Annotated in this window: 17 protein-coding genes; 11 read left to right on the forward strand and 6 right to left on the reverse strand. The window is 75.6% G+C overall.

Features of this window, described 5'->3' with window-relative positions:
* The first annotated feature begins 152 nt into the window (after positions 1–152).
* On the forward strand, positions 153–1,382 hold the full coding sequence (locus NQU55_RS23485) for an IS701 family transposase (RefSeq protein ID WP_240976879.1): 1,230 nt from the start codon (positions 153–155) through the stop codon (positions 1,380–1,382).
* Here NQU55_RS23485 and NQU55_RS23490 read toward each other — a convergent pair.
* Positions 1,370–3,394, reverse strand: coding sequence for a helix-turn-helix domain-containing protein (locus NQU55_RS23490; protein WP_168095632.1), 2,025 nt, complete (start codon positions 3,392–3,394; stop codon positions 1,370–1,372). The genes NQU55_RS23485 and NQU55_RS23490 overlap by 13 nt on opposite strands.
* A gap of 375 nt (positions 3,395–3,769) precedes the next feature.
* Here NQU55_RS23490 and NQU55_RS23495 point away from each other — a divergent pair, with 375 nt between their 5' ends.
* Positions 3,770–4,459, forward strand: a complete 690-nt coding sequence (locus tag NQU55_RS23495; RefSeq protein WP_240976878.1) for a methyltransferase domain-containing protein — start codon at positions 3,770–3,772, stop codon at positions 4,457–4,459.
* Between the two features lie 18 nt (positions 4,460–4,477).
* Positions 4,478–6,568 carry an aminodeoxychorismate synthase component I gene (pabB, locus tag NQU55_RS23500; protein ID WP_256791069.1) on the forward strand — a complete coding sequence of 697 codons (2,091 nt, stop codon included), beginning with the start codon at positions 4,478–4,480 and terminating at the stop codon, positions 6,566–6,568.
* Positions 6,569–6,630: 62 nt separating this feature from the next.
* On the opposite strand, the gene NQU55_RS23505 is transcribed toward pabB, so the two are convergent.
* Positions 6,631–7,788 carry a transaldolase family protein gene (locus tag NQU55_RS23505; protein WP_168095658.1) on the reverse strand — a complete coding sequence of 386 codons (1,158 nt, stop codon included), beginning with the start codon at positions 7,786–7,788 and terminating at the stop codon, positions 6,631–6,633.
* A 462-nt stretch (positions 7,789–8,250) separates the two neighbouring features.
* Here NQU55_RS23505 and NQU55_RS23510 point away from each other — a divergent pair, with 462 nt between their 5' ends.
* From NQU55_RS23510 to tal, 5 genes are all read left to right on the forward strand, one after another.
* Positions 8,251–9,423 (forward strand): 3-deoxy-7-phosphoheptulonate synthase, encoded by a 1,173-nt coding sequence (locus tag NQU55_RS23510; protein ID WP_168095657.1) that lies wholly within the window; start codon positions 8,251–8,253, stop codon positions 9,421–9,423.
* A 6-nt stretch (positions 9,424–9,429) separates the two neighbouring features.
* Positions 9,430–10,110 (forward strand): isochorismatase family protein, encoded by a 681-nt coding sequence (locus NQU55_RS23515; RefSeq protein WP_168095656.1) that lies wholly within the window; start codon positions 9,430–9,432, stop codon positions 10,108–10,110.
* Positions 10,111–10,190: 80 nt separating this feature from the next.
* On the forward strand, positions 10,191–12,146 hold the full coding sequence (locus NQU55_RS23520) for an anthranilate synthase family protein (protein ID WP_256791075.1): 1,956 nt from the start codon (positions 10,191–10,193) through the stop codon (positions 12,144–12,146).
* On the forward strand, positions 12,143–12,664 hold the full coding sequence (locus tag NQU55_RS23525; protein ID WP_168094794.1) for a transketolase-like TK C-terminal-containing protein: 522 nt from the start codon (positions 12,143–12,145) through the stop codon (positions 12,662–12,664). Before NQU55_RS23520 ends, NQU55_RS23525 begins: the two co-directional genes overlap by 4 nt.
* Complete coding sequence (tal, locus tag NQU55_RS23530; protein ID WP_168094795.1) at positions 12,661–13,953, forward strand: transaldolase; 1,293 nt, start codon at positions 12,661–12,663, stop codon at positions 13,951–13,953. Before NQU55_RS23525 ends, tal begins: the two co-directional genes overlap by 4 nt.
* Here tal and NQU55_RS23535 read toward each other — a convergent pair.
* On the reverse strand, positions 13,899–14,705 hold the full coding sequence (locus tag NQU55_RS23535; RefSeq protein ID WP_168094796.1) for an NADPH-dependent FMN reductase: 807 nt from the start codon (positions 14,703–14,705) through the stop codon (positions 13,899–13,901). The two genes, tal and NQU55_RS23535, sit on opposite strands and share 55 nt — an antisense overlap.
* 381 nt (positions 14,706–15,086) lie before the next feature.
* On the opposite strand from NQU55_RS23535, the gene NQU55_RS23540 reads away from it, so the two are divergent.
* From NQU55_RS23540 to NQU55_RS23550, 3 genes are read left to right on the forward strand one after another with little or no spacing between them, the layout of a single operon-like run.
* A complete protein-coding gene (locus NQU55_RS23540) occupies positions 15,087–16,139 on the forward strand; it encodes an arylamine N-acetyltransferase family protein (protein WP_240976736.1) in 1,053 nt (350 codons plus the stop codon).
* Positions 16,136–17,827, forward strand: a complete 1,692-nt coding sequence (locus NQU55_RS23545; protein ID WP_256791070.1) for a class I adenylate-forming enzyme family protein — start codon at positions 16,136–16,138, stop codon at positions 17,825–17,827. Before NQU55_RS23540 ends, NQU55_RS23545 begins: the two co-directional genes overlap by 4 nt.
* Positions 17,824–19,386: an FAD-dependent monooxygenase gene (locus tag NQU55_RS23550; RefSeq protein ID WP_168094793.1), complete on the forward strand. Its 1,563-nt coding sequence runs from the start codon at positions 17,824–17,826 to the stop codon at positions 19,384–19,386. Before NQU55_RS23545 ends, NQU55_RS23550 begins: the two co-directional genes overlap by 4 nt.
* Positions 19,387–20,192: 806 nt before the next feature.
* Here NQU55_RS23550 and NQU55_RS23555 read toward each other — a convergent pair.
* From NQU55_RS23555 to NQU55_RS23565, 3 genes are all read right to left on the reverse strand, one after another.
* Positions 20,193–21,629 (reverse strand): MFS transporter, encoded by a 1,437-nt coding sequence (locus NQU55_RS23555; protein ID WP_256791071.1) that lies wholly within the window; start codon positions 21,627–21,629, stop codon positions 20,193–20,195.
* Positions 21,630–21,648: 19 nt separating this feature from the next.
* Positions 21,649–22,230: an SRPBCC family protein gene (locus NQU55_RS23560; protein ID WP_168093002.1), complete on the reverse strand. Its 582-nt coding sequence runs from the start codon at positions 22,228–22,230 to the stop codon at positions 21,649–21,651.
* 103 nt (positions 22,231–22,333) lie between these two features.
* Entirely contained in the window at positions 22,334–23,314 is a 981-nt protein-coding gene (locus NQU55_RS23565; protein ID WP_168093001.1) for an NADPH:quinone reductase, read from the reverse strand.
* Positions 23,315–23,423 lie beyond the last annotated feature (109 nt).

Below are 23,423 nucleotides of genomic sequence, written 5' to 3' on the forward strand. Positions count from 1 at the left end.
CCTGAAGGCCCCCGCCGAGGCCCCGGGAGAGCCCCGGGTGGTGGTGGGACCACCAAATGAGGGGCCACGGGGGTGCCCTTCACACCTGGGCGCCGGGGGGTGCGCGAGCGCACCGTTGACAGTGCCACCAGCAGCCGAGATGGGGGATTCCGATGAGTGGTGTTGCTCTCTATCCGCGGACCGCCCGGCACGAGGCGCCCGCACCGGCCTGCCCCGAGACCCGGGACGCCGTCCTGGCCGAGCTGTGCTCCGCGCTCTTCGCCTCCCTGCCGCGCAGCGACCAGCGCCGGCGCGGCGAGGCCTACGTGCGCGGCCTGCTGGGGACCCAGGGGCGCAAGTCCATCCGCAACATCGCGGCGCTCATCGGCGGCCAGGCCGCCGAGCAGAGCCTGCACCACTTCATCTCCAGCTCCACCTGGGACTGGACCCCGGTGCGCCGCGCCCTCGCCCACTACCTGACCCGGGTGGCGCCGCCGCACGCGTGGGTCGTCCGGCCGATGGTCATCCCCAAGGCCGGGGACAACTCCGTGGGCGTCGACCGGCGCTTCTGCCCGGCCGTCGGCCAGGTGCTCAACGCGCAGCAGGCCGTGGGCGTCTGGGCCGCCTCCGCCGAGCGCAGCACCCCCGTCAACTGGCGGCTGCACCTCTCCGACGCCTGGCTGCGGGACGGGCTGCGCCGCAGCCAGGCCTGCATCCCCGACTCCGTCCGCCCCGAGACCCTGGGGGAGTGCACGGTGGAGGCGTACGCCGGGATGATGCGCGACTGGGGGCTGCCGCTGCGCCCGCTGGTGCTGGACGCCCGCGACATGGACGCCCCCGCGGCCCTGCTGCGGCTGCGCGCCTGCGGGGTGCCGGCCCTGGTGCGCATCAGCAACTCGCTGCGGCTGACGGTGTCCGACCCGGCCGTGCCCGGCCGCGGGTCCGAGGCGCTGCCGGCCCACCAGATCCTCGGCGCGGCCCGCGACATGCGCCGCCCGGTGATGTGGCGCGACCACGGTCCCTCGCGGGTCGTGCGGACCTCGCTGACCGCGGCGGTGCGCGTGGGGCTGCCCGCGCTGCGCACGGCGGCCGCGCCCGGGCCGGTGCGGCGCAGGGAGTTACTCCTGCTGGGCGTGGGCGAGAACGGCCACCGCTGGCCGGCCGAGCTGTGGCTGACCGACCTCGTCAACGTCCCGCCCGCCGCCCTCGTGCGGCTGGGCAAGCTCCTGGACCGGGTCGACCGGGACTTCCGGGAGATCGCCGACGACGTCGGCATCCGGGACTTCGCGGGCCGCTCCTTCAGCGGCTGGCACCGGCACGTGACGCTCGCCTCCGCGGCCCACGCCGTCGCCGCGCTCACCGGCGGGCCGGAGGAGCGCCTCCCGCTCGGCTACGTCTCCTGAGACCCCGGGGTGTCCTCGCCCGCGCCGGGCCCGGCCCGGTCCCGCATCCGCAGGCTGTGCCGCACCCGGAAGACCCGCAGGGCCAGCTGCACCTCCAGGGCGCGCTCGGGCTGCTGCCACTGCGGCCCCAGCAGCTCGCTGATCCGCTCCAGGCGACGGGCCACGGTATTGGGGTGCACATGAAGCTTCTTGGCCGCGTTCGTCGGGCTGCCGCCCGCCTCGAAGTACGTCTCCAGCGTGCGCGTCAGGTCGGTGAACCGCTGCTGGTCGTAGTCGATCACCGGCCCGATGGCCGAGTCGACGAACCCCTCCACGTCGTGGTTGTCGGAGAGCAGCACCCCGAGGAAGCCCAGCTCGCGCACCGACGCCGAACGGCCGATGACCCCCAGCGAGGTCATCGCGTCCAGGCAGCGCAGCGCCTCCTGGAAGCCGTGGTGGACGGAGGCCGGGCCCGCGACCGGGCCCGCCGAGCTCACGGTCACCGGGTGGCCGAGGAGCGGCGACAGCTCCGCGGAGACGGCGCGGCCCGCGCCGCCCGGGTCCGTGCCCGGCAGCAGCAGCACCGCGCAGCCGTTGTGCATGCTCTTCAGCCCGCTGAGCCGGTGCGCGTAGGAGGACGCCCAGATGGCCATCTTGCCGCGGGCGTCGCCCTCGGGGCGCGCCACGACCACGACGTGCGGCTTGCTCAGGTTGATGCCGAGCCGCCGCGCGTGCTGTTCGAGCTGGTGCGGGGGCCGCTGCGGGCTCGCCAGCAGGTCGGCGAGGAAGTCGTCGCGCACCTGCCCTTCGGCGATCGCCGTCCGGCTGCTCTCCACCAGCAGCTGCACGGCCATGACCTGGGCCACCAGCCGCAGCAGCCGCTCGTCCTGCACCGCGTCGGGGCGGTCGGGGCGCAGCAGCAGGGTGCCGAGGTTGCTGCCGGTGCCCGCGGAGATGGGCACGGCCCACAGGCCGTCGGCCAGGGCCACGGGCTCGCGGGCGGCGTGGGCGTCCATGGCGGCGGGCACCAGCAGCGTCTCGGCCGGGGCCGCCTCCCCGCCGTCCTCCGCGCCCCCGGCGACCCCCGCCCCTCCGGCGTCCTCCTCGTCCTTCGCGGCCTCCCTGACCAGCCCCGCCGAGGTGAGGACGGTGCCGTTGGCGGCGCACACCTGGACCGCCGCGCCCAGCTCCGTGGCGGAGGCGCGGGCGAGGGTGTCCAGGTTGCAGTCGCCGAGCACCAGCTGGATCAGCCGGTGCTGGGCGTCGCTCAGCTCCTGGGCGCTGCGCAGCCCCGCCTCGACGCGGGTCGAGTGCTGCTCCAGCTCGGCCACCAGGGCGGTGGTCCGGTCCAGCAGCTCGGCCTTCTCGATGGCCACGCCGGCCAGGTCGCTGAGGGAGCTGAGGAGCGCTATCTCGTCGGTGGTGAAGTGCCGGACCTTGCGCTCGGCCACGTAGAGGGTGCCGAAGGGGTGCGCGCCGCGGCTCAGCGGGACGGCGAGGACGGCCTGCAGCCCCTCGGCCTTGACGACGTAGTCGATCTCGCCGCTGTGCTGGATGCGCTCGTCGGCGAGGTAGTCCGGGGTCCAGAACGGCGAGGGGTTGTCCATGACCGCGGAGCCCAGCCCGCTGCCGCCGGGCAGCCGCAGGCCCACGTTGAGCGCGGTGGTGTGGCCGTCGGCGGCCCGTATGCTCACGTACCGCTCGCCCTCGGCGTACATCCCGATGTACGACATGTCGACGGCCAGGAGCCGCCGGGCCCGCCGGAGGATGACCTTCAGGAGGGTGTCGAGGTCGTGCGGGGTCGCGAGGTCGCGCGCGGTGTCGATCAGCGCGGACATGCCGGCCTCGCGCTGCTGCTGACGCTCCGTCCACGTCCTTATGGACAGGCCGAGTTGGACCGCGTCGCCGAGCCGGTCGAGGAGTTGCGGCTGCGCGCCGGCGCGGCGGACCCGTTCGACGAGGGCTTCGTATTCCTGGGCCGGCGCTCCGGCGGCCAATAGCTCCAGCACGGCGAATATGCCGTCCTCGGACATGCCTTGCGACACGATGCCCCCCGGGTCCGGTGCGCTCTGCCGCACGGATAGAGCCGCGGCACGGTATGCGGGGAAGCTATGCACACGAGCAGTGGCGCGTCAACCGCGGCCGATCAAGAGGGTGGCGGCGGCCGCCGCAGGCGCGGCGGGGTGTGTCCGGTGGTGTCCGGACCACCGCCGAATCCCGACGGTGTGTTACTGGATCACCTTCCTGTTAAGTGCCCTTATAGGTGAAGGTTGATGAACACCCGGCACACCGCCGGGAGTTGTCGCCGATTCAGGGGGCTCGGTATGACGGGGGTACGCGACTACAGACTCTCTCTCGAACGCAGCCGTCAAGCGCGCGTGCGGGAGGACCGGCCGGCCGCTTTCACGATGTGCGGCCTCGAGTGGGATCTCTTACCGGAAGTATTTGCTCCGATTTACTCGCCGGCGACGGGAATCGCACTCGACTTCCTCGGCCTCGCCGGGGATTCCGCGCAGACGGACACCCCGCGGTTCCCCGGGGCACCGGGTGCCCCGCGGGGATCGCTGCTGGAGATCGGCAGCGGCACCGGCGTCGTCGCCGTCGCCGCCGCCCTGGCGGGCTGCGGCCGTGTGGTCGCCGCCGACATCAATCCCGCGGCGGTACTGAACACCTCGATGAACGCGGCCCGGCACGGAGTGTCCGGCAGGGTCCGCGCCCTCCGCAGCGACCTCTTCGACCGGCTGGATCCGGGAGAAAGGTTCGACACGGTCTTCTGGTCCTCCAATTACGTGCTGGCGCCGGCGGAGTACCGGCCCCGGACCATGCACGAGCGGGCCTACGTCGACCCCGGTTATGCGGCGCACGGCCGCTTCCTGGAAGGGGCGCCCGGCCTGCTGGCCCCGGGCGGCAGGGTCCTGCTGCACTTCAGCAGCCGGGGGGACGTGCCCGCCCTGCGCCGCATCGCGGACCGCTGCGGCCGCCGGCTGGACGTGGTGCGCCGCACCGCCGTACGGGAAGGCGAGCACGAAGTCGAGCACATGCTGCTGGAGGTGACCCCGGCGGCGGATTCCGCCCGCCGCCCGGAAGTCGTCCGATAGCGCCGAGACGGGGGATACGTGCGTACGTTATTAGTCGACAACTACGACTCCTTCACCTACAACCTGTTCCACTATCTGGCCGAAGTCAACGGCAGGGAACCGGAAGTCGTCACCAATGACGACCCGTTCTGGAAAACCGGTCGGCTGACCGAATTCGACAATGTCGTCCTCTCGCCCGGACCCGGCACCCCGGAACGCGAGGCCGACTTCGGAATCTGCGCCGATATCCTGCGCCACGGAACGCTGCCCACGCTCGGCGTCTGCCTCGGCCACCAGGGCATCGCCCTGGTGTACGGAGGCGAAGTCGGCCGGGCGCCCGAGCCCCGCCACGGCCGGGTCTCGCCCGTCCACCACGACGGCACCGGCCTCTTCGAGGGACTGCCGTCCCCTTTCGCGGCCGTGCGCTACCACTCGCTGGCCGTCGGCGGACCGCCCGCGTCCCTGGAGGTGACGGCGCGCACCGCCGACGGCACGATCATGGGACTGCGCCACCGTGAGCTCCCGCTGTGGGGGGTCCAGTTCCACCCCGAGTCGATCGGCAGCGCGTACGGGCACCGCATTCTGGACAACTTCCGCCGGATGACGGAGCAGCACCACGGGGTGCGGCGGAGCCCAGGGCCCCGTCCCGCGGCCCTCCGCCCGCCGGAGAAGCCGCGGCCCGGGCGCCGCCTGCGGGTCCTCACCGCCGCCCTGCCGACCCGCTGGGAGGACGAGGTCGTCTTCGACCGCCTCTTCCGCCGGGGCCCGCACGCCTACTGGCTCGACAGCAGCAGGCGCGACGGCCCCACCGGACGGTTCTCCGTCATGGGCGACGCCTCCGGGCCGCTCGCCCGCATCGCCTCCGCGGACGTCCACAGCAGCACGGTCACCGTCCGCGGCCGGCACGGCACGGAGGTGGTGACGGGAGGCTTCCTGGACTGGCTGAACCGGGACCTGGAAGCGACCCGCGCCGAAACCCCGGCCCTCCCCTGCGACTTCGCGCTCGGCTGGGTGGGCTACCTCGGCTACGGCCTGAAGGCGGAGTGCGGCGGCGAACCGGGCCCCAGGCCTGCCGAGCCGGACGCCACCATGGTCTTCGCGGACAGGGCCCTCGTCCTGGACCACAGGACCGGCACCACCCACCTCCTCGCACTCGCCGAGGACGGCGACGAGACCGCGGCCCGCTCGTGGTTCGACGCCACCGCCCGCAAGCTCACGGCCCTCGCCGGACTGCGGCCCTTTCCCGCCGGCCGCCCCGGCGCGCTCGGCGGACTCCGGCTGCGCCACGGCCGCGAGGCCTACCTGGAGCGCATCGACGAGTGCAAGGAGCAGATCGCGGCCGGGGAGACCTACGAGGTCTGCCTGACCAACATGGCCGAGGCCGCCGGCACCCTGGACCCCTGGGAGGGCTACCGCTTCCTGCGCCGCACCAGCCCCGCGCCCTTCGGCGCCCTCCTGTCCTTCGGCGGCCTCTCGGTCCTCAGCACCTCGCCCGAACGGTTCCTGCGCATCGACCGGGACGGCCGGGCCGAGTCCAGCCCCATCAAGGGCACCCGCCCGCGGGGCGCGACCCCGCAGGAGGACGCCCTGCTCGCCGCGGACCTGGCGGCCAGCGAGAAGGACCGGGCCGAGAACCTGATGATCGTGGACCTGGTCCGCAACGACCTCGGCCGCTGCGCCGAAGTCGGCTCCGTCGAGGCGGAGGACGTCTTCCGCGTCGAGAGCTACGCCAAGGCCCACCAGCTCGTGAGCACGGTACGGGCCACGCTGCGCCCGGACCGCTCGCCCGTGGACTGCGTCCGCGCGGCCTTCCCGCCGGGTTCGATGACCGGCGCGCCCAAGGTCCGCACCATGCAGATCATCGAACGCCTGGAACAGGGCCCGCGCGGCGTGTACGCGGGCGCCATCGGCTACTTCTCGCTCAGCGGCGCGGCCGACCTGAGCGTCGTGATCCGCACGGCCGTGGTCACGGCGGACCGGGTGCGGTACGGGGTGGGCGGCGCGATCATCGCCCTGTCCGATCCGGAGGAGGAGTACGAGGAGACAGCGGTCAAGGCGGCCCCGCTCACCGCCCTCACGGGCACGGACTTCCCGGACCGCCACGGGGCGAAGGACAGGGTGACGATCTGACGAGACGAAGCGGGCGGGGCCCGGCCCGCCGGCCGCGAGCGGCAGGGAAGGGCGGGGCCCGCTCACCCGCCCGACCCCTCGCGCAACCGGTCCGCCACGGCCCCCCGCAACGCACCCCACGCCTGCCCCGCCCGCACCGCGCTCTCCGACTCCAGCGCCCCGGCCACCTCGTCGAACGACACCCCCGCCGCCTCGAACCGCACCACAGCGGCCCGCGCCGCCCCGTCCTGTCCCGTCAGCGTGTCCCCCCGCAGGCGCCCGCGCCGCCCTGCCGCGGCCAGCGTCGTCCCGGACATCGCGCTGACGGTGCCCCAGGCCACGAGCGACTCCACGTACGGCACGCCGCGCGGCTCCGTCTCCACGGGGGAGCCGACGGACCACATCAGCCGCTGCGGGCGGGCACCCGCCGCGGCCAGGACCCGCCAGCGCGCGCTGCCCAGCCCTTCCTCGTAGCGCCGGTACACGAGCCGGGCGACGGCGAGGGAGGCGGTGTCCCGCGCCCCCGGGGCCGCCGTGCCGCCCGCACGCCCCGCCGCCCGCAGCCGCGCGTCGGCCTCGGCGTCGATCCGGGCCACGGGCAGCGAGGCGAGCGAGGGGATCGCGGACAGGTCGAGGCCGGCGGCCCGGGCCCGCTCCAGGCCGGCGAACCACACGTCCACGACCTGCTCGTAGCGGCGCACGGAGAAGATGCCGGTGACGTGCACGCCGATGCCGCGGGCCAGGCACGCTCCGGTGGCGGCGAGCCCCTCGTCCGTGGCGGGGATCTTCACCAGCGCGTTGGGCCGGCAGGCGGCCCCGTGCAGGGCGGCCGCGGCGTCGGCCAAGGCATCGGCCGTCACGCGGGAGCCGCCCGCCAGCCACGGGTCCGGGCCCATCGACACGTGCCCGTCGAGCCCCCGCGTGGCGGCGAAAACCGGCCGCAGCTCGTCGCACGCGGCGCGCAGGTCGTAGGCGCACAGCGCCTGCACCGCGGTCGTGGGCGGGACGGACCGGCAGGCCAGGTGGGCCAGTTGCTGCCGGTAGGCGGTGCCGTCGGCGACCTCGGCGGCGAGCGCCCCGGGGTCGGACGTGGCCCCCCGCACCTCGCCCGCGGCGACGAGCCGGGCGAGGGCGCCGGAGGCGAGGAGCGAGCGGCGCAGGCCGTCGAGCCAGGGGGAGACGCCTTCCGCGAGGAGCTCCCGCAGGACCTCACCACCAGACGTCACCGTGCGCTCTCCCATGGCAGGGTCGCCCCCTCTCCGGATCGGCCGCGGAAACACCCAGGGCAGAGAGCACGACAGTAAGTCCGGTCCGGGGCGCCGCGGGAACAGCCTGTCTGTACTCCGTCAACTTGGCGCGAACGGAGTCTTGACAGCCATCTGATGGAGTCGGGCCCCATCTGACGGAGTGAGCGGGGCGGCATTGGCGGAACAGGGGCGTTCTCGGACGATCGAGAACCGACCGCGTCCGCGGCCGGACGAGACCCGCACGCCGGACGAGGCCCGCACGCGGCCATCGAGCCCGCACGTGGCCACCGAGCCTGTACGCGGCCACCGAATCCCGCACGCCACCGGCACCACCCCCGCCCCTCGCCCCAGCGACCCAGGGAGCCGCCGCTCACGAACCCGGGCACGCCCCTTGCTTTGCCTTGCATGCTTGCTTGTTCTCAAGAGCAGTCACTTAAGCGTTTATTGGAGAACCCCATGACCGACGCTCTGCTCGACGTCCAGGACAAACCCGCTCTCCAGCAGCCCGATTGGGGCGACGCCCCCCAGGTGCGGCGGGTCCGCGAGGAGCTGGCGCGCCGCCCGGCCCTCGTCCGCGCCGACGACGTACGGACCCTGCGCCACCACCTCGCCGAGGTCGCCCGCGGCGCCGCCCAGGTCGTCCAGGCGGGCGACTGCGCGGAGGACCCCGCCGAGTGCACCTCGGGCTACGTCGCCCGCAAGGCCGGCCTCCTGGACGTCCTGGCCGGGGTCCTGAAGATGGTCGCCCACAAGCCGGTGGTCCGCGCCGGCCGCATGGCCGGGCAGTTCGCCAAGCCCCGCTCCAGCGCCACCGAGCGCGTCGCGGGGACGGAACTGCCCGTCTACAGGGGCCACATGGTCAACAACCCGGAGCCCCACCCGGAGCGCCGCCGCCCCGACCCGCAGCGCCTGCTCTCCGGCTACCTGGCCGCCGGCGAGGCCATGACGCACCTCGGCTGGCTGGACCCCTCCCGCCGCTCGGGCGTCTGCCCGCCGGTGTGGACGAGCCACGAGGCGCTCCTGCTCGACTACGAGCTGCCCATGGTCCGCGCGGGCGAGGACGGCCGGCCCCTGCTCACCTCCACGCACTGGCCCTGGATCGGCGAGCGCACCCGCCGCACGGACGGCGCGCACGTCGCCCTGCTGGCCGCCGTCTCCAACCCCGTGGCCTGCAAGGTCGGGCCCACGACCAGCACGGACGAGATCCTGGCCCTGTGCGAGCTCCTCGACCCCGGGCGGGAGCACGGGCGGCTCACCCTCATCGCCCGCATGGGCGCCGACAAGGTCGGCGAGAAGCTGCCCCCGCTCGTGGCGGCGGTCCGCGACGCCGGGCACCCCGTCATCTGGCTCACCGACCCGATGCACGGCAACACCCTCACCGCACCCGACGGCCTCAAGACGCGCCTGCTGGACACCGTGATCCGCGAGGTCCGCAACTTCCAGTGCGCCGTGCGGACCTCCGGGGGCGTCGCGGGCGGCCTGCACCTGGAGACCACGCCCGAGCACGTCACCGAATGCGTCCGCAACGAGTCCGAACTCGACCACGTGGGCGACAAGTACACGAGCTTCTGCGACCCCCGGCTCAATCCGCAGCAGGCCATCTCCGTCGTCTCGGCCTGGGAGGGCTGATCCACCATGGCAGGCATTCCCCCCATCGAGCCCTATCCGATGCCGGCCCCGGGCGAGCTGCCCGGGAACACCGCCGACTGGACCGCCGACCCGGCCCGCGCCGTGCTGCTGATCCACGACATGCAGCGCTACTTCGTCGGGCACCTGCCGGAGCACCCGCGCGAGGAGCTCGTCGCCAACGCGGCCCTGCTGCGCGGGGCCGCGGCCGCGCTCGGCATCCCCGTCGCGTACACGGCGCAGCCCGGCGGCATGAACGACGAACAGCGCGGCCTGCTCAAGGACTTCTGGGGCCCGGGGATGCGCGTCGACCCCGCCGACCGGCGCGTCGTCGAGCCGCTCGCCCCGGCCCCCGGGGACTGGATCTTCACCAAGTGGCGCTACAGCGCCTTCTTCCGCTCCGACCTGCTGGGGCGGATGCGTGCCAACGGCCGCGACCAGCTGATCGTCTGCGGGGTGTACGCCCACGTCGGCGTGCTGATGAGCGCCGTCGACGCGTTCACCAACGACATCCGCCCGTTCCTGGTCGCGGACGCCGTGGCCGACTTCTCCGCCGCGTACCACCGCCTGGCCCTGGAGTACGCGGCGGCGCGCTGCGCCATGGTCACCACCACCGCGGACCTGCTGGGCCGGCTGCAGGGCGCGGGGGATCCTGCCGACGCGCTCGCGGTACGGGGGGCGGCGATATGAGCGCCGAGCGGAAAGGACCGGGGCCGATGCGGAAAGGACCGGGGCCGATCGTGAACACGACCGAGAACACGACCCACGACATGACCGGCGGCGTGACCGGCGACAAGACCGTTGACGCGGCCGGCGACCTGTTCGCCCGGGTGCTGGGCCCCCGGCCGCCCGCCTTCGCCCTCCTCCACCGCCCCGAGTCCACCGGACCGGGCGCCGTCGAACTCCTCCTGGGCGGGATCTCCCGGCCGCAGACCCTGGCGTCCGTCCCGCTGGAGGACACGCCCGCCGGGACCGCACCGGAGGACGCGCCCACCGGGACGGCGCCCCGCGGCGCCTCCCACGACGTCCTGGCGATCGTGCCGTACCGCCAGATCGCCGAACGGGGCTTCCGCGGCGCGGACGACGGCGCGCCGCTGCTCGCCATGACCGTCACCCACCAGGCCGTCCTGCCCCTCGCCGAGGTCCTCGCCCGGATCCCCGAGACGCCGATCACCCTGTCCGGCGGGCACTTCGACATGGACGACGAGGCGTACGCGGACACCGTCCGCCGGGTCGTCGCCGACGAGATCGGCGAGGGCGAGGGCGCGAACTTCGTCATCAAGCGCTCCTTCCTCGCCGGCATCGACGGCTACACCCCCGCCCACGCCCTGACCTTCTTCCGCCGCCTCCTGGAGCGCGAGTCCGGCGCCTACTGGACCTTCGTCGTGCACACCGGCGAGCGCACCTTCGTGGGCGCCACGCCCGAGCGCCACATCAGCGTCCGCGGCGGCACCGCCGTGATGAACCCCATCAGCGGCACCTACCGCTACCCCGCCGCCGGGCCGAGCCTGCCCGAGGTCATGGACTTCCTCGCCGACCGCAAGGAGGCCGACGAGCTGTACATGGTCGTCGACGAGGAACTGAAGATGATGGCCCGCATCTGCGCGGGCGGCGGGCGCGTCGTGGGCCCGTACCTCAAGGAGATGGCGCGCCTCGCCCACACCGAGTACTTCATCGAGGGCACCACCGACCGCGACCCGCGCGAGATCCTGCGCGAGACGATGTTCGCGCCCACCGTCACCGGCAGCCCGCTGGAGAGCGCCTGCCGGGTCATCGACCGCTACGAGCCCCGAGGCCGCGGCTACTACAGCGGAGTCCTCGCCCTCATCGGGCGCGACGCGCACGGCGAGCGCACGCTGGACTCGTCGATCCTCATCCGCACCGCGGACATCGACCGCACCGGGAGCGTGCGGATCGGAGTGGGCGCCACCCTCGTGCGCCACTCCGACCCCGCCTCCGAGGTCGCCGAGACCCGCGCCAAGGCCGCGGGGCTGATCTCCGCCCTGGAGTCCGGCGGCGCCGCCCGGTTCGGCGGCCACCCGAGCGTCCGCGCCGCCCTGGAGCAGCGCAACGACAGCATCGCCGGCTTCTGGCTCGCCCAGGAGGCCGACCGGGCGCTCACCGCACCCGGCCTGGCCGGGCGGCGCGTCCTGGTCGTCGACGCCGAGGACACCTTCACCTCCATGATCGGCCATCAGCTGCGCGCCATGGGGCTGACGGTGACGGTCAGGCGCTTCGACGAGCCGTACGCCTTCGGCGGGCACGACCTCGTCGTGATGGGGCCCGGCCCCGGCGACCCGCGCGACGGCCGCCACCCCAAGATCGCCCACCTGCGGGGCGCCGTCCGCGCCCTCCTGGACGAGCGGCGCCCCTTCCTCGCCGTCTGCCTCAGCCACCAGGTGCTCTCCCTCGCCCTCGGCTTCGAACTCGTCCGCCGGGACGTCCCCAACCAGGGAGTCCAGCGCGAGATCGACCTCTTCGGCAGCCGCGAGCGCGTCGGCTTCTACAACACCTTCGCCGCCCGCAGCGACCACGACAGCGTGGACGTGGAGGGCGTCGGCACGGTCGGCGTCAGCCGCGATCCGCTCACCGGAGAGGTGCACGCGCTGCGCGGGCCCCACTTCGCCTCCATGCAGTTCCACGCGGAATCCGTCCTCACTCAAGGAGGACCCCGCATCGTGGGCGGACTGCTCGCCGCTCTCGCTCCGGAGGTGCCCGTCGCATGAACCCCGCCCAGATCACCGAAGTCCCCGTCGCCGCGCGCGACGGGGCCGCCCGCGGCGGCTACATCCTCGCCGAGGCCCACGACGCCGACCTGGCCGCCGCGGCGCCCGACGTCGTCCTCGTCGCCGCGGGCGGCGAGGTGCCGACCGCCCTGGACGCCCGCCGCATCCTGCAGCGCGAGGGCATCGCCACGCGCGTGGTGTCGATGCCCTGCGCCACGTGGTTCCACCGGCAGGGCAGCGCCTACCGCGACGCCGTCCTGCCGCCCGGCGCGCCCGCCACAGTCTCGGTGGGGGCGGCCGCGGAAGTGGGCCGGTACCAGCTCCTCGGCGGAACCGGCGAGCACGTGTGCCTGGACCACTTCGACACCGGCACACCCGGCCGGGGCCCGTACGGCGAAGGTCTGTACGGCCGCCACGGCCTCACCCCGGAACGGGTGGCGGCCGCGGCCCGGGCGGCCCTGTCCCGCACCACGGGCGCCACGGGCGCCACGGGCACCACGGGAAGAGGCAGGCCGTGACGCCCGCCGACGGCCGCGGCCACGGCCGGGGCCACGAGGGAGCGGCGGCGGGCCGGCCGGGCCCCGCACGGGGCCCGGCCCCGGCCGGAGGTTCTGCGAACGGCCCGGCCGCAACCGACGGCGGCCCGAACGGGCCCTGGGCGACCGGGGTGTCCGTGTGGCTCGACGGGCTCGCGCGGCAGCGGCTCGCGAGCGGCCGGCTGGCCGCGCTGGCCCGGCAGGGGCGCATCGCCGGGGTCGTCTCCGACCCGGCCTTCCTCGCCCGCTCCCTGACCCGCGGCCCGTACTACACGGGCCAGCTCGGCGACCTCGCCGAGCGCGGGATCCCCGCCGAACGGGCCCTGAAGGCCCTGGCCGTCCACGACATCCGGTGGGCCTGCGACATCCTGCGGCCCGTCCACGAGGCGACCGCGGGCGTCGACGGGCTCGTCTCCGTGAGCCTCGACCCCCGCCTCGCCCACGACGCCGCGGCCACCCTCGCCGAGGCCCGCGCACTGTGGCGGGCCGTCGACCGCCGCAACGCCATGCTCGGCATCCCCGCCACCCCCGCCGGCCTCACGGCCCTCAGCGCGTGCCTCGCCGAGGGCATCAACGTCAACGCCACCCTCGTCCTGTCCGCCGCGCGCCACCGGCAGGCCGGCGAGGCCTACCTGGAGGGGCTGGAGCGGGCGCGCGCCGCAGGGCGTCACCTTCCCGCGCTCGCGTCGGTCGCCTCCTTCCCCGTCAGCCGCGTCGACGCGGCCGTCGACGCCCTCCTCGACCGCGAGGGCACCCTGGAGGCCAGGGCCATGCGCGGCGCCACCGCCGTCGCGGTCGCCCGGCAGCTCCACCAGCAGTACGAGCGCATGCTGGACGAGCCCCGCCGGCACGCCCTGGCCGCCCACGGAGCCCGGCCCCAGCGGCTGTTGTGGACCGCGACGGCCGCCTCCGGGCCCGGTCTCCTGCCCGCGCGCTACGCCGCCCCGCTGCTGACGCGCGGCACGGTGACGGCCCTCCCGGAGGAACTGCTGGAGGAGCCGGACGTGGTGGGTGCGCTGGGCTCGGTGGGTGCGGTGGGCTCGGTGGGTGCGGTGGGTGCGGCGGGTGCGGTACCGGTCGGCGCCGCGCCCGATGCCGGTGCGTACGCCGCCGCCGGGCGGTTGCTCGGGCACCTGGAGTGGTTCGGCATCGACCACGGCGAACTGGCCCTGCGCCTGGAGTCCGAGGCGCTCAAGGAGCTCAACGACGCCTGGCATCAGCTCCTGGACGAGGTCACGCTGGCCCTCGACGGAGCGTCCGCGGCCCGCTGAGGCGCCGCCGGCGGCACGGTCCCGTGCGCAGCCCGCACGGGACCGCGCGGCGCCCGTACCGGCCCGGCTCCGTCGGCTACCGGCCGCCCGGCCTCTTCGCGTACGGGCTGCCTGCTTGCCTCGCCTACGGGGGCGCTCTCTTCGCGTACGCGCGCGTGCAGCTCCCGCTCCTGCTCCCGCACCGACCTGCGCTGCTCCTCCATGATGGCCACCGCCTCGAACGTGGCGTCGACCAGCTCGCGCAGCGCCCGCACCGCCTCTCCTTCGGTCATCTCGCCTGCTGCGTCAAGCCGTTGGTGCGCCCAACGGATGGCCACGGGCGGGTGCTCGACCGTGATCGCCTCGCAGCTGTCCAGCAGGTCGAACAGCGCCGGCTGGGCGTCGATGCCGCCCCGGCCGCCGGGCGAGGCGCTCAGGACGGCGGCCACCCTTCCGGTGAGCGGGCTCGCGCCGTCCGGGCGGGAGAGCCAGTCGAGGGCGTTCTTCAGCACCCCGGGCACCGCGCCGTTGTAGCAGGGCGTGCTGATCATCAGGGCGTCGGCGCCCGCGACCAGCGCGCGGGCGGCGGCCACGGCCGGGGTCGCCCCCGTGCCCTCCATGTCCCCGTTGTAGAACGGCAGCCGGCCGATCGGCAGCGAGACCACCGAGGCGGCCGGACGGGTCCGGCCGATGATGCGGCGTGCGGCCCTGAGCGCCGCCGAGTTCACCGATGCGGCGCGCAGACTGCCCGAGATCAGTACCACCTTGGTCATGTCGGTCCCCGCTTCTCCGTCGGAGGCCCCGGCGCGGCGCCGGCGCGGGCCGCGGCGAACGGCGGCCCTCCGGCCCTGCCGGACGGTCCGAGGGTAGATCGGCCCGGGGTGGCACGCCCCCGCCCCGGGCCCCGTCTGTCAGGTCACCCGGCCCCGTACGGAGCCGACTTGACGCACTGGCGGGCGGGCTGACGCACTCCGCCGCCGCGCGTTGGCCCGGCCGCGCGGACGGCCCACGATGGCAGGCACCCGGGCCGTGGGGAGACCCCCGGAACGGCCCCACGGCCCGGACACCCACCGGCCCTGCCATGCGCTGCGCCGCACTCCACTGCATCGCACCGCACCAGACCCCGTCGCACGGGAGTAAGGAGCATGCGGCCCATGCCGAACACCGCCGTCGTCCAGGGCTCCGCGGGGTCGGCCGGCCCCGCCGCCGGAAGGCCGGGCCCCGAGGGCGCGCCTGCCGGGCCGCCCGCCGCAGCCGCAGCCGCAGCCGCAGCCGTGGCCGTGGCCGCGGCCCCGGCCGCATGGGATACCGCCGCCCTCGACCTGGACGCCTACCTCGCCAGGACCGGCCTGACCGGCTCGGCCTGCATGGGCGGCCCCACCCGCCCCACCGATCCCACCGGTCCCACCATCCGCCCTCTCCCGCCGACCGCCGCGACGCTGCGCGCCCTCCAGCGCGCCCACACCGCCTCCGTCAGCTTCGAGAACGTCGACGTCCTCCTCGGCCGGGACATGCCGCTCGACACGGACGCGCTCCAGCGCAAACTGGTCCGCGCGCGGCGCGGCGGCTACTGCTTCGAGCAGAACCTGCTCTTCGCCGCCGTCCTCGAACACCTCGGCTTCCCCGTCGTCCGCCACCTCGCCCGCGTCCGCCGCGGCAGCACCCGCGTGCGCCGCCGCTCCCACGCGACCCTCGTCGTCGAGGCGGACGGCCGCCCCTGGCTCTGCGACGTCGGCTTCGGCGACGAAGGCCCCCTCGAACCCGTACCCCTCGCCCCCGGTGCCACGGTCACCACCGGCGACTGGACCTGGCGCCTGGACCTCGAACCGGTGGCGGGCCGCGGCGCGGCCGCCGTCCCGGAGCAGTGGGTCCTGCGCTCGCTGCACCCCGACGGCTGGTTCGACGTCTACTCCCTGCGCCTGGAGCACCACGTCCCCGACGACTTCGAGGCCGCCCACTACTGGACGTCCCACCACCCCCGTTCGCCCTTCACCGGCCGCCTCGTCGCCCAGCGCGGCGACGACCACGTCCGCCACACGCTCACCGACCGCACCCTCGCCGCCCGCTACGCCGACGGCCGCCTCCTGCGCACCGAACTCGCCCCCGACGAGGTCGGCCCCGTCCTGCGCGGCACCTTCGGTATCGCCCTCACCGCCGAGGAGTCCGCCCTGCTGCAGCGGCACGCCGCCTCGTGGACGGCCTCGTGAAGGGCCTCGCGAAGGGCCTCGTGAAGGGTCTCGTGAAGGGGCTTCACCTCGGGCTGATCCCGGAGCGTGCGGCCGCCGCGCACGGCTCCGTGCCGGTCACCCTCGACCACGACCTCGACGCGCTGCCCGGCACGGGCCGCCGGCTCACCTACACCGGCCTCGCAGGGCACGTGGACGACCTGGCGGCCCGGCTGTGGGCGGCCGGCGTGCGCCCCACCGAGCACGTCGCCGTCCACAAGGCCGCGAACTTCGACATCTACCTGCTGGCCTGCGCCGCCGCCCGCATCGGAGCCGTCCCCGTCCTGCTCTCCCCGGAGCTCGACGGCGCCACGGCCGGCGCCCTGCTGCGCCGGCTGTGCCAGCCGAACCCTCCGAACCACCCGAACCCTCCGAACCACCCGAACCACCCGAACCACCCGAGCCGCCCGCATCTGGTCACCGACGACGACAAGCTGCGCACGTGCCTGGCGCCGCTCGACCTGGCCGGCATCGCCGCCACGGTCCTCACCACCGGCCCCGCCCGCCCCGGCTGCACCCCCCTCGCGGCCCTGGCCGGCGCACCGCGCCGCGCCCCCGTAATCCTGCCCGCGGACCGACCCGCACTGATGACCCACACCTCCGGCACCACCGGACTGCCCAAGCTGGTGGTGCACACGGTGGCCGGCCTGTACGGCCGGTACGCACCGCAGCGCGCGCTCGCCGCCCTGATCCGTACGCGCGAGACCTACGCGGCGCACCTCAGCCCAGTCCACTCGCGGATGTACCTGGCGCTCGCCGTCGCCCTGCCCAAGGGCATGCCGCTCGTCATCGTGGGCGACCCCGGCCCGGCGCACGTCGCGGACCTCTTCGCCCGCACCCGCCCCGGCTTCGTCGAGACCCACCCCAACTCCTTCATGGCCTGGGAGGAACTGGCGGACGACCCGCGCGAACCCCTCGCCACGGTCCGGTACTTCAGCTCCACCTTCGACGCCCTCCACCCGCCCACCATGCGCAGGCTGCTGCTCGCCTCGCGCCGCGCCTCCCCGCGGTTCTTCCAGTTCTACGGGCAGAGCGAGTGCGGCCCGCTCTCCGGCCGCTGGTACACCCCGCGCACCGTCCACCGGGCCGACGGGCGCTGCCTGGGCCTGCCCCTGCCCGGCGTCCGCGTGCGCCTCACCGCCCCCGGCGGACACCGCCCCACGCGCGAACGCCCCGGCGCCATCGAAGTGCGCGCCCCGGGCCGGGCCACCGGCTACTTCGCCGAGCCCGAACGCTTCGCACGCCAGTTGTACGACGGGTGGTGGCGCACCGGCGACGTCGGCTACCGCACCCGCTTCGGCTGCCTGCACCTGCTCGACCGCGAGGTCGACGTCCTCCCCGCCCTCGGCTCCACCCTCGAGGTCGAGGACCGGCTGATGGACCGGCTGCCCGAACTCGCCGAGGTCGTCCTCGTGCCCGGGCCCCGCAAGGAGCCCGTCCCCGTGGTCTGCACCCGCGGCGACGCACCCCTCGACCCCGGCCGCTGGGCCTCCGCCTCCGCCGAATGGCCGCAGCTCGCCGGGCCCGTGCAGCTGCCCCTGTCCGCGCTGCCCCGCACCGCCACGATGAAGGTGCGCCGCCTGGAACTCGCCCGCAGGCTGGGCGGGGGTGGGGACGGGGACGGGGGAAGGGCCGCGGCCGGGGACGGGAGCGCGGGGCGGACGCCGTGACCCGTTCCCGATCCGGGTACGGGTACGGGTCCTCGTCCGACGCTGTGCTCGTCACCGGCGCCGGGCCCACCGGGCTCCTCGCCGCCTGTGAACTCCTGCGCCGCGGCGTGCCCGTGCGCCTCGTCGACAGCGCCGCGCACCCCGCGGACACGCCCAGGGCGCTGTCCCTGTGGCCCCGCGCGCTCGGCATCCTCGACGACCTCGGCATCGGCGACGACGTGCGCGCCGCGTCCGTACGCATCGACGCCTACCGCTACTTCACCGGCGGCCGCCCCCTCGCCGCCTTCGCCTTCCCCGCCGGCTGCGCGGCCCGCAACCTTCCGCAGTACGAGACGGAACGGCTGCTCACCCGGCGGCTGCACGCGCTCGGCGGCACCGTCGAACGGGGCGTGCGGCTGACGGACTTCTCCCAGGACGACGGCACGGTGCGGGTGCTCCTGCGCCACCCCGGCGGGCGCGGCGAAACCTGGCGCACGCCGTACCTCCTGGGCGCCGACGGCGCGAGCAGCACCGTCCGCGACCGGCTCGCGACGCCCTTCGAAGGCACCACCTACCCGATGACCTTCGCCCTCCTCGACACCCGCGTCGAAGGGCCCCTCCCGCCCGGCGAGATCCACTACTACCAGGCGCCGTCCGGCACCCTCGTGATCGTGCCCCTGCCCGGCGGCGTCTTCCGCATCCTGACCGCCCTGCCCGCCGGAGCGCCCGCCCCCGGCGTCCCCGCCGTGCAAGCCCTCCTCGACGCGCGCGGACCGGGCGGCGTACGCATCACCGCGCCCGTCCACCAGGCCGTCTTCCGCGTCCACGCCCGCCGGGCCCGCAGCCTGCGGCACGGCCGCGTCCACCTCCTCGGCGACGCGGCGCACGTCCACAGCCCCGCGGGCGGCCAGGGCATGAACAACGGCCTCCAGGACGCGCACAACCTCGCCTGGAAGCTCGCCGCGGTCCTCCACGGCGACTCCCCGGCCTCCCTCCTCGCCGACTACGGCCCCGAGCGCGCCGAAGCCACGCGGCGCATCGTGCGCGACACCGACCTGCAGACGCGGGCCTGGATGGCCGACGGGCGGGTGCGGGTCGCGGCCCGCGACGCCGCGTTCCGGCTCCTGGAGCGGACGGGAGCGGTCACGCGCTTCTACGCCCCCGTCATGGCGGGGCACCGCCTCGCCTACCGGCCGCGGCGCGCCACGCAGGAACCCGCCCGCCCGGCGGCCTGCCGCCTGCCGGGCGGCGTACGGGCCGGGGCTCTCTTCCCCCGCGGGCTCGCCCTCGCCCACGGCATCAGCGGCCCGGGAACGGACCCGTCGGAGTGGGCCCTGGCCCTGGTCCTCCCCTCGGGAACGCCCCCGGCGTGGGCGGCGGAGGCCACCCGACTGGCCTCCGCCCACCGCCGCATACGCCCGTACCACCTCCCCCTGACCACCACAGCCCCCACAACCCACTGCCACCGCCCCGGCTACTACCTGATCCGCCCGGACGGCCACATCTCCGCCCACGGCCACGCTGACGACACCCCCCACCTACAGGCAGAGCTGACCCACGCCACGACACCTCTGCCCTGACAGGGCCGGCCTGCGGCGGCACCGAGCCCACCTGCACGGGCTTGCCCGGCACCGCCGGTCCGGGCCGTGGTGGTTGTTCGCCGTGGCGGTGGTCTCAGAGGTACGGGTCTCCTTGGCGGTCTGCCGACGGCTGGGTTGAAGGGCGGGTGGAGCGCCCTTCCTGCCGCCGCGACGGTGATCGGCCATGACGGTGGTGTCCGGCGGTGCCGAGTTCATGTGTGCTGCCGGTTCGGCGTCGCTGGTCCGCGTTGTGGTGGTGGTTCGCCGTGGCGGCGGTTTCAGAGGTACGGGTCTCCTTGGCGGTCTGCCGACGGCTGGGTTGAAGGGCGCGGGGAGCGCCTTTCCTGCCGCCGCGACGGTGATCGGCCATGACGGTGGTGTCCGGCGGTGCCGAGTTCACGTGTGCTGCCGGTTCGGCGCCGCTGGTCCGCGTTGTGGTGGTGGTTCGCCGTGGCGGCGGTTTCAGAGGTACGGGTCTCCTTGGCGGTCTGCCGACGGCTGGGTTGAAGGGCGCGGGGAGCGCCCTTCCTGCCGCCGCGACGGTGATCGGCCATGACGGTGGTGTCCGGCGGTGCCGAGTTCACGTGTGCTGCCGCTTCGGCACCGCCGGTCCGGGCCGTGGTGGTTGTTCGCCGTGGCGGCGGTTCAGGGGCTGGGGGCATCGCTTGCCTGGTCGGTCGTGGTCGGTGAGGGTGCGGGCGGGCCGGGTGAAGGGTGCCGCCCGCGTCCTTCCTTCCGCCGCGACGGCGATCGGCCATGAAGGGCGTGTTCGGCGGTGCCGAACTGCCCCCTGCGGGGGCCGGCCGTCAAGGGTGTACGGGCTCGCCCGAGCCCCCCGTTCGGTAGCGGCGGGCCGTCGGTGCCGGTTCGTGGCGGGCGTATGCCGTCCATGTGAGCGCCGCGCACACCACGTAGAGGCCGAGGAGGCCCCACAGGGCGGGGGCCGGTGAGCCGGCCTCGTAGGCGGCGCCCAGGGACAGGCCTGTCAACGCGGCGCCGAGCGCGCCCGCCGGGCCGGTCAGCGCGGCGGCGCCGGCGGTGCGCCGGCGGGCGGCCGCGAAGGCGGTCCTCGCGTCCTGGCCGGAGAGGATGGCCTCTCCGGCCCGCGCCGCGAACACCGCGGGGGCGACCGTCACGACGGCACCGGCTCCCACGCCCCCGAGCACTATGAGCACGGTGAACGCGGTGCCGAACACCCCCACGGAGCCCCGCGACGACGCCGCGGCGAGCACGGCCGTACCCACTGCCATCCCCGACAGGCTCCCCAGCGTGACCCGCGCCCCGCCCCACCGCCCGGCCAGCCACCCGCCGCAGGGCCGGGCGGCCGCGCCGAGCAGCGTGGCCGGCAGCGCGCAGGCGAGGGCGACAAGGGCGGAGACGCCGGACTGGTGCCGCAGCACCAGCCCGAAGGCGATCCCGTAGCCGGTGAACGAGCCCGCGGTGGCGAGGAACAGCAGCGACAGCCCCACCACGTGCGGATCCGCACCGGCCCCGAACCCCGCACCGGCCCCGAACCCCGCGCCGGCCCCGCGCCCCGCGCCGGCCCCACGCCCCGCACCCGCCCCGCCGCCCCGCCCCGGCAGGTTGTCCATCCGCAGCGCGGCCACCAGCGCCGCCAGCACGGTCAGCGGCACGTGGACGGCGGCGATCAGCGCCGGGGAGGAGCCGCCCGCGGTGACGGCGGCGAGCAGCCCGGCGAGTTGGGCGGAGGCGAGTCCGAGGTCGCCCCCGGCGGTCGCGAGGGCGAGGGCCCGCGCCCGGGCGTGCCGCGGGTAGGAGGCGGCGGCCCCGGCCGGGGAGGCCGCGGCGGCGTCACCGGCGCCCGCGGCCGCGGCGGCGGCCAGGAGGAGCCACAGCGGTGCGCCGGGCCGTTGCAGGACGTACACGGCGGCGAGCCCGGGCAGGGCCAGGGCGGCCGTGGTGACGGCGGTACGGTCCCGGCCGCCGAGCCGGGCGAGGGCGCGCCCGGCGGCCGGGCGCAGCGCCGCCCCGGCGACCACGGGCGTGACGAGCAGCAGGAACTTCTCAGCGGGCCCGGGCCCGGGCACCGCCCCGCCGCCCGCGGGCAGGAACAGCACGATCACCGGCCACATGCCGCGGACGGACAGCCCCAGGTGCCCGCAGACCGCCGCCAGCAACAGGTTGCGCCGGGCCACGTGCCGCCCGCCCCGGGCCCAGAAGCCCGGGTCGTCGGGGTCCCACTGCTCGGCCCAAGGGCGGGACGGCGCCGCTCGGTTCGACATCTCTCCTCATCCCGGCCTGTCAGACGGTCCGCTCGACGATGTCCTTGATGCGGGACAGCGACGCCTCCACGTCGTCGGCGAGTTTGCGGTTCCACTCGGCGGTGAACCGCCGCTGCCCGTCCGGGCCCAGCTGCCGGAAGATCTTCGCGAGACCTTCGGTGGGCCGGCCGAGCCGGTAGTGGTGGACGAGCAGGCAGCCGTTCCCGGCGGCCTCGAACTCGTACGTCCAGGTGCTGTCCTGGCGGCGGCCGGCGCTGTCGCGGACGACCCACTGGAACAGGCGCCCCGGCTCGGCGGCCACGACCTCGGACTCGGTGGTCCAGGGGCCGCGGACGACCGGCGCCCAGGGCACGACGTCCGCTCCGCGGTGGTTCTCGCCGCGGAAGACGGCGCCGGCCGTGCGCGGCGTCCCGGACACCCACCGGCCGCCGGTGCACTCGCGGCTCCACTCGCCGCTGCGGGCGAGGTCGCTGACCGTGTCGTAGACGGCGTCCGGCGCGGCCGCGACGAGGACGTGGGCCCGCACCCTGAGGATCGCATCGGCGTCGGCGTCGGCGTCGGCGGTGCCGGAGCCGGTGGCCGGGGGAGTCGGGGGAGTCATAGGTTCCAGGGTGCGCGGGCCCGCGGGCCCCGGGCAATGGCGGCCCGGCGGATGAGTCAGGTCCCGGGCAACCCCCCGGTACGGTTCTGCGCGGGGCCGGTCCTCAGATCGTCAGGAGCAGCCGCCGCCCGCGGAGTTCGCCGTTCTCCATGCGGCGGTGCGCCTCGGCGGCGGCCGCGAGCGGGAGCCGTTCGACGGCCCGCGCCCGGAGCCGCCCCGTGGCGGCCAGTCGCCCCACGACCCCCGCGGCCTCGGCGAGCTCGGCGGTGGACGCGTGGGAGATCGCGAACCCCACCACCGCCCCGCCCTTCTGGTACAGCGGCCCCACGGGGAGGACGGGCCGGGCGGCGACGCCGGCCAGCAGCACGATCCGGCCGCGCGGGGCGAGCAGCGGTACGGCGGCGTCCAGGTCGTGCCCGCCGTGGGTGGCGAGGTGCACGTCGACGCCGCGGGGCGCGGCCGCCGCGAGGTGCCCGGCGAGCCCGGGGCCGGCGTAGTCGAGGACCTCGTCGGCGCCGAGCGAGCGCACGTACTCCGCGTCGCGCGCCGCGGCCGTGGCCACGACCCGGGCGCCCGCCCACACGGCCAGCGCCACCAGCGCGCTGCCCACGTTCCCGGCGGCCCCGCCGACGAACACGGTCCCGCCGGCTCGCAGCCCCCCGTGGGTGAACAGCGCGAGGTAGGCCGTGACGGCGGGGTGGGCGACCGCGACGACGTCCTCGGGCCGCGCCCCGGCCGGCAGCGGGTAGAGCCGGTCGGCGGGGACGACGGCCCGTTCGGCGGCGGCTCCCTGCCGGCCGCAGTGCCCCAGGCTGTTGCACCACACCGGGTCGCCGGGCGCGAAACCGGGCGCGCCCGGCCCGGCCTCGGCGACCGTCCCCACCAGGTCCCGGCCGATCACGAAGGGGAAGGGCAGCGCCGTCCGGAAGCGTCCCGAGCGGACGAGGGTGTCGACGGGGTTGACGGTCGTGGCGGCGACGTCGACCAGGACGTCGGTGGGGCCCGGCCGGGGCCGCGGGGCGGGGAGCTCGCCGACCGCGATCTCCTCCGGCGGGCCGAGCCGGTCGATGTAGGCGGCGCGCATGCCGCCCACTGTCGCACGGCGCGGTCGGCGGGGGAGAGGGCCGGGGAAGGGGGCGGCTGACGGTATGTCACCTCATGCGGCCCGGCGGCGGGGACCTGACGGACCCCGT

Origin of the sequence: Streptomyces telluris, from assembly GCF_024519335.1 — a bacterium.
Taxonomy (GTDB): domain Bacteria; phylum Actinomycetota; class Actinomycetes; order Streptomycetales; family Streptomycetaceae; genus Streptomyces; species Streptomyces telluris.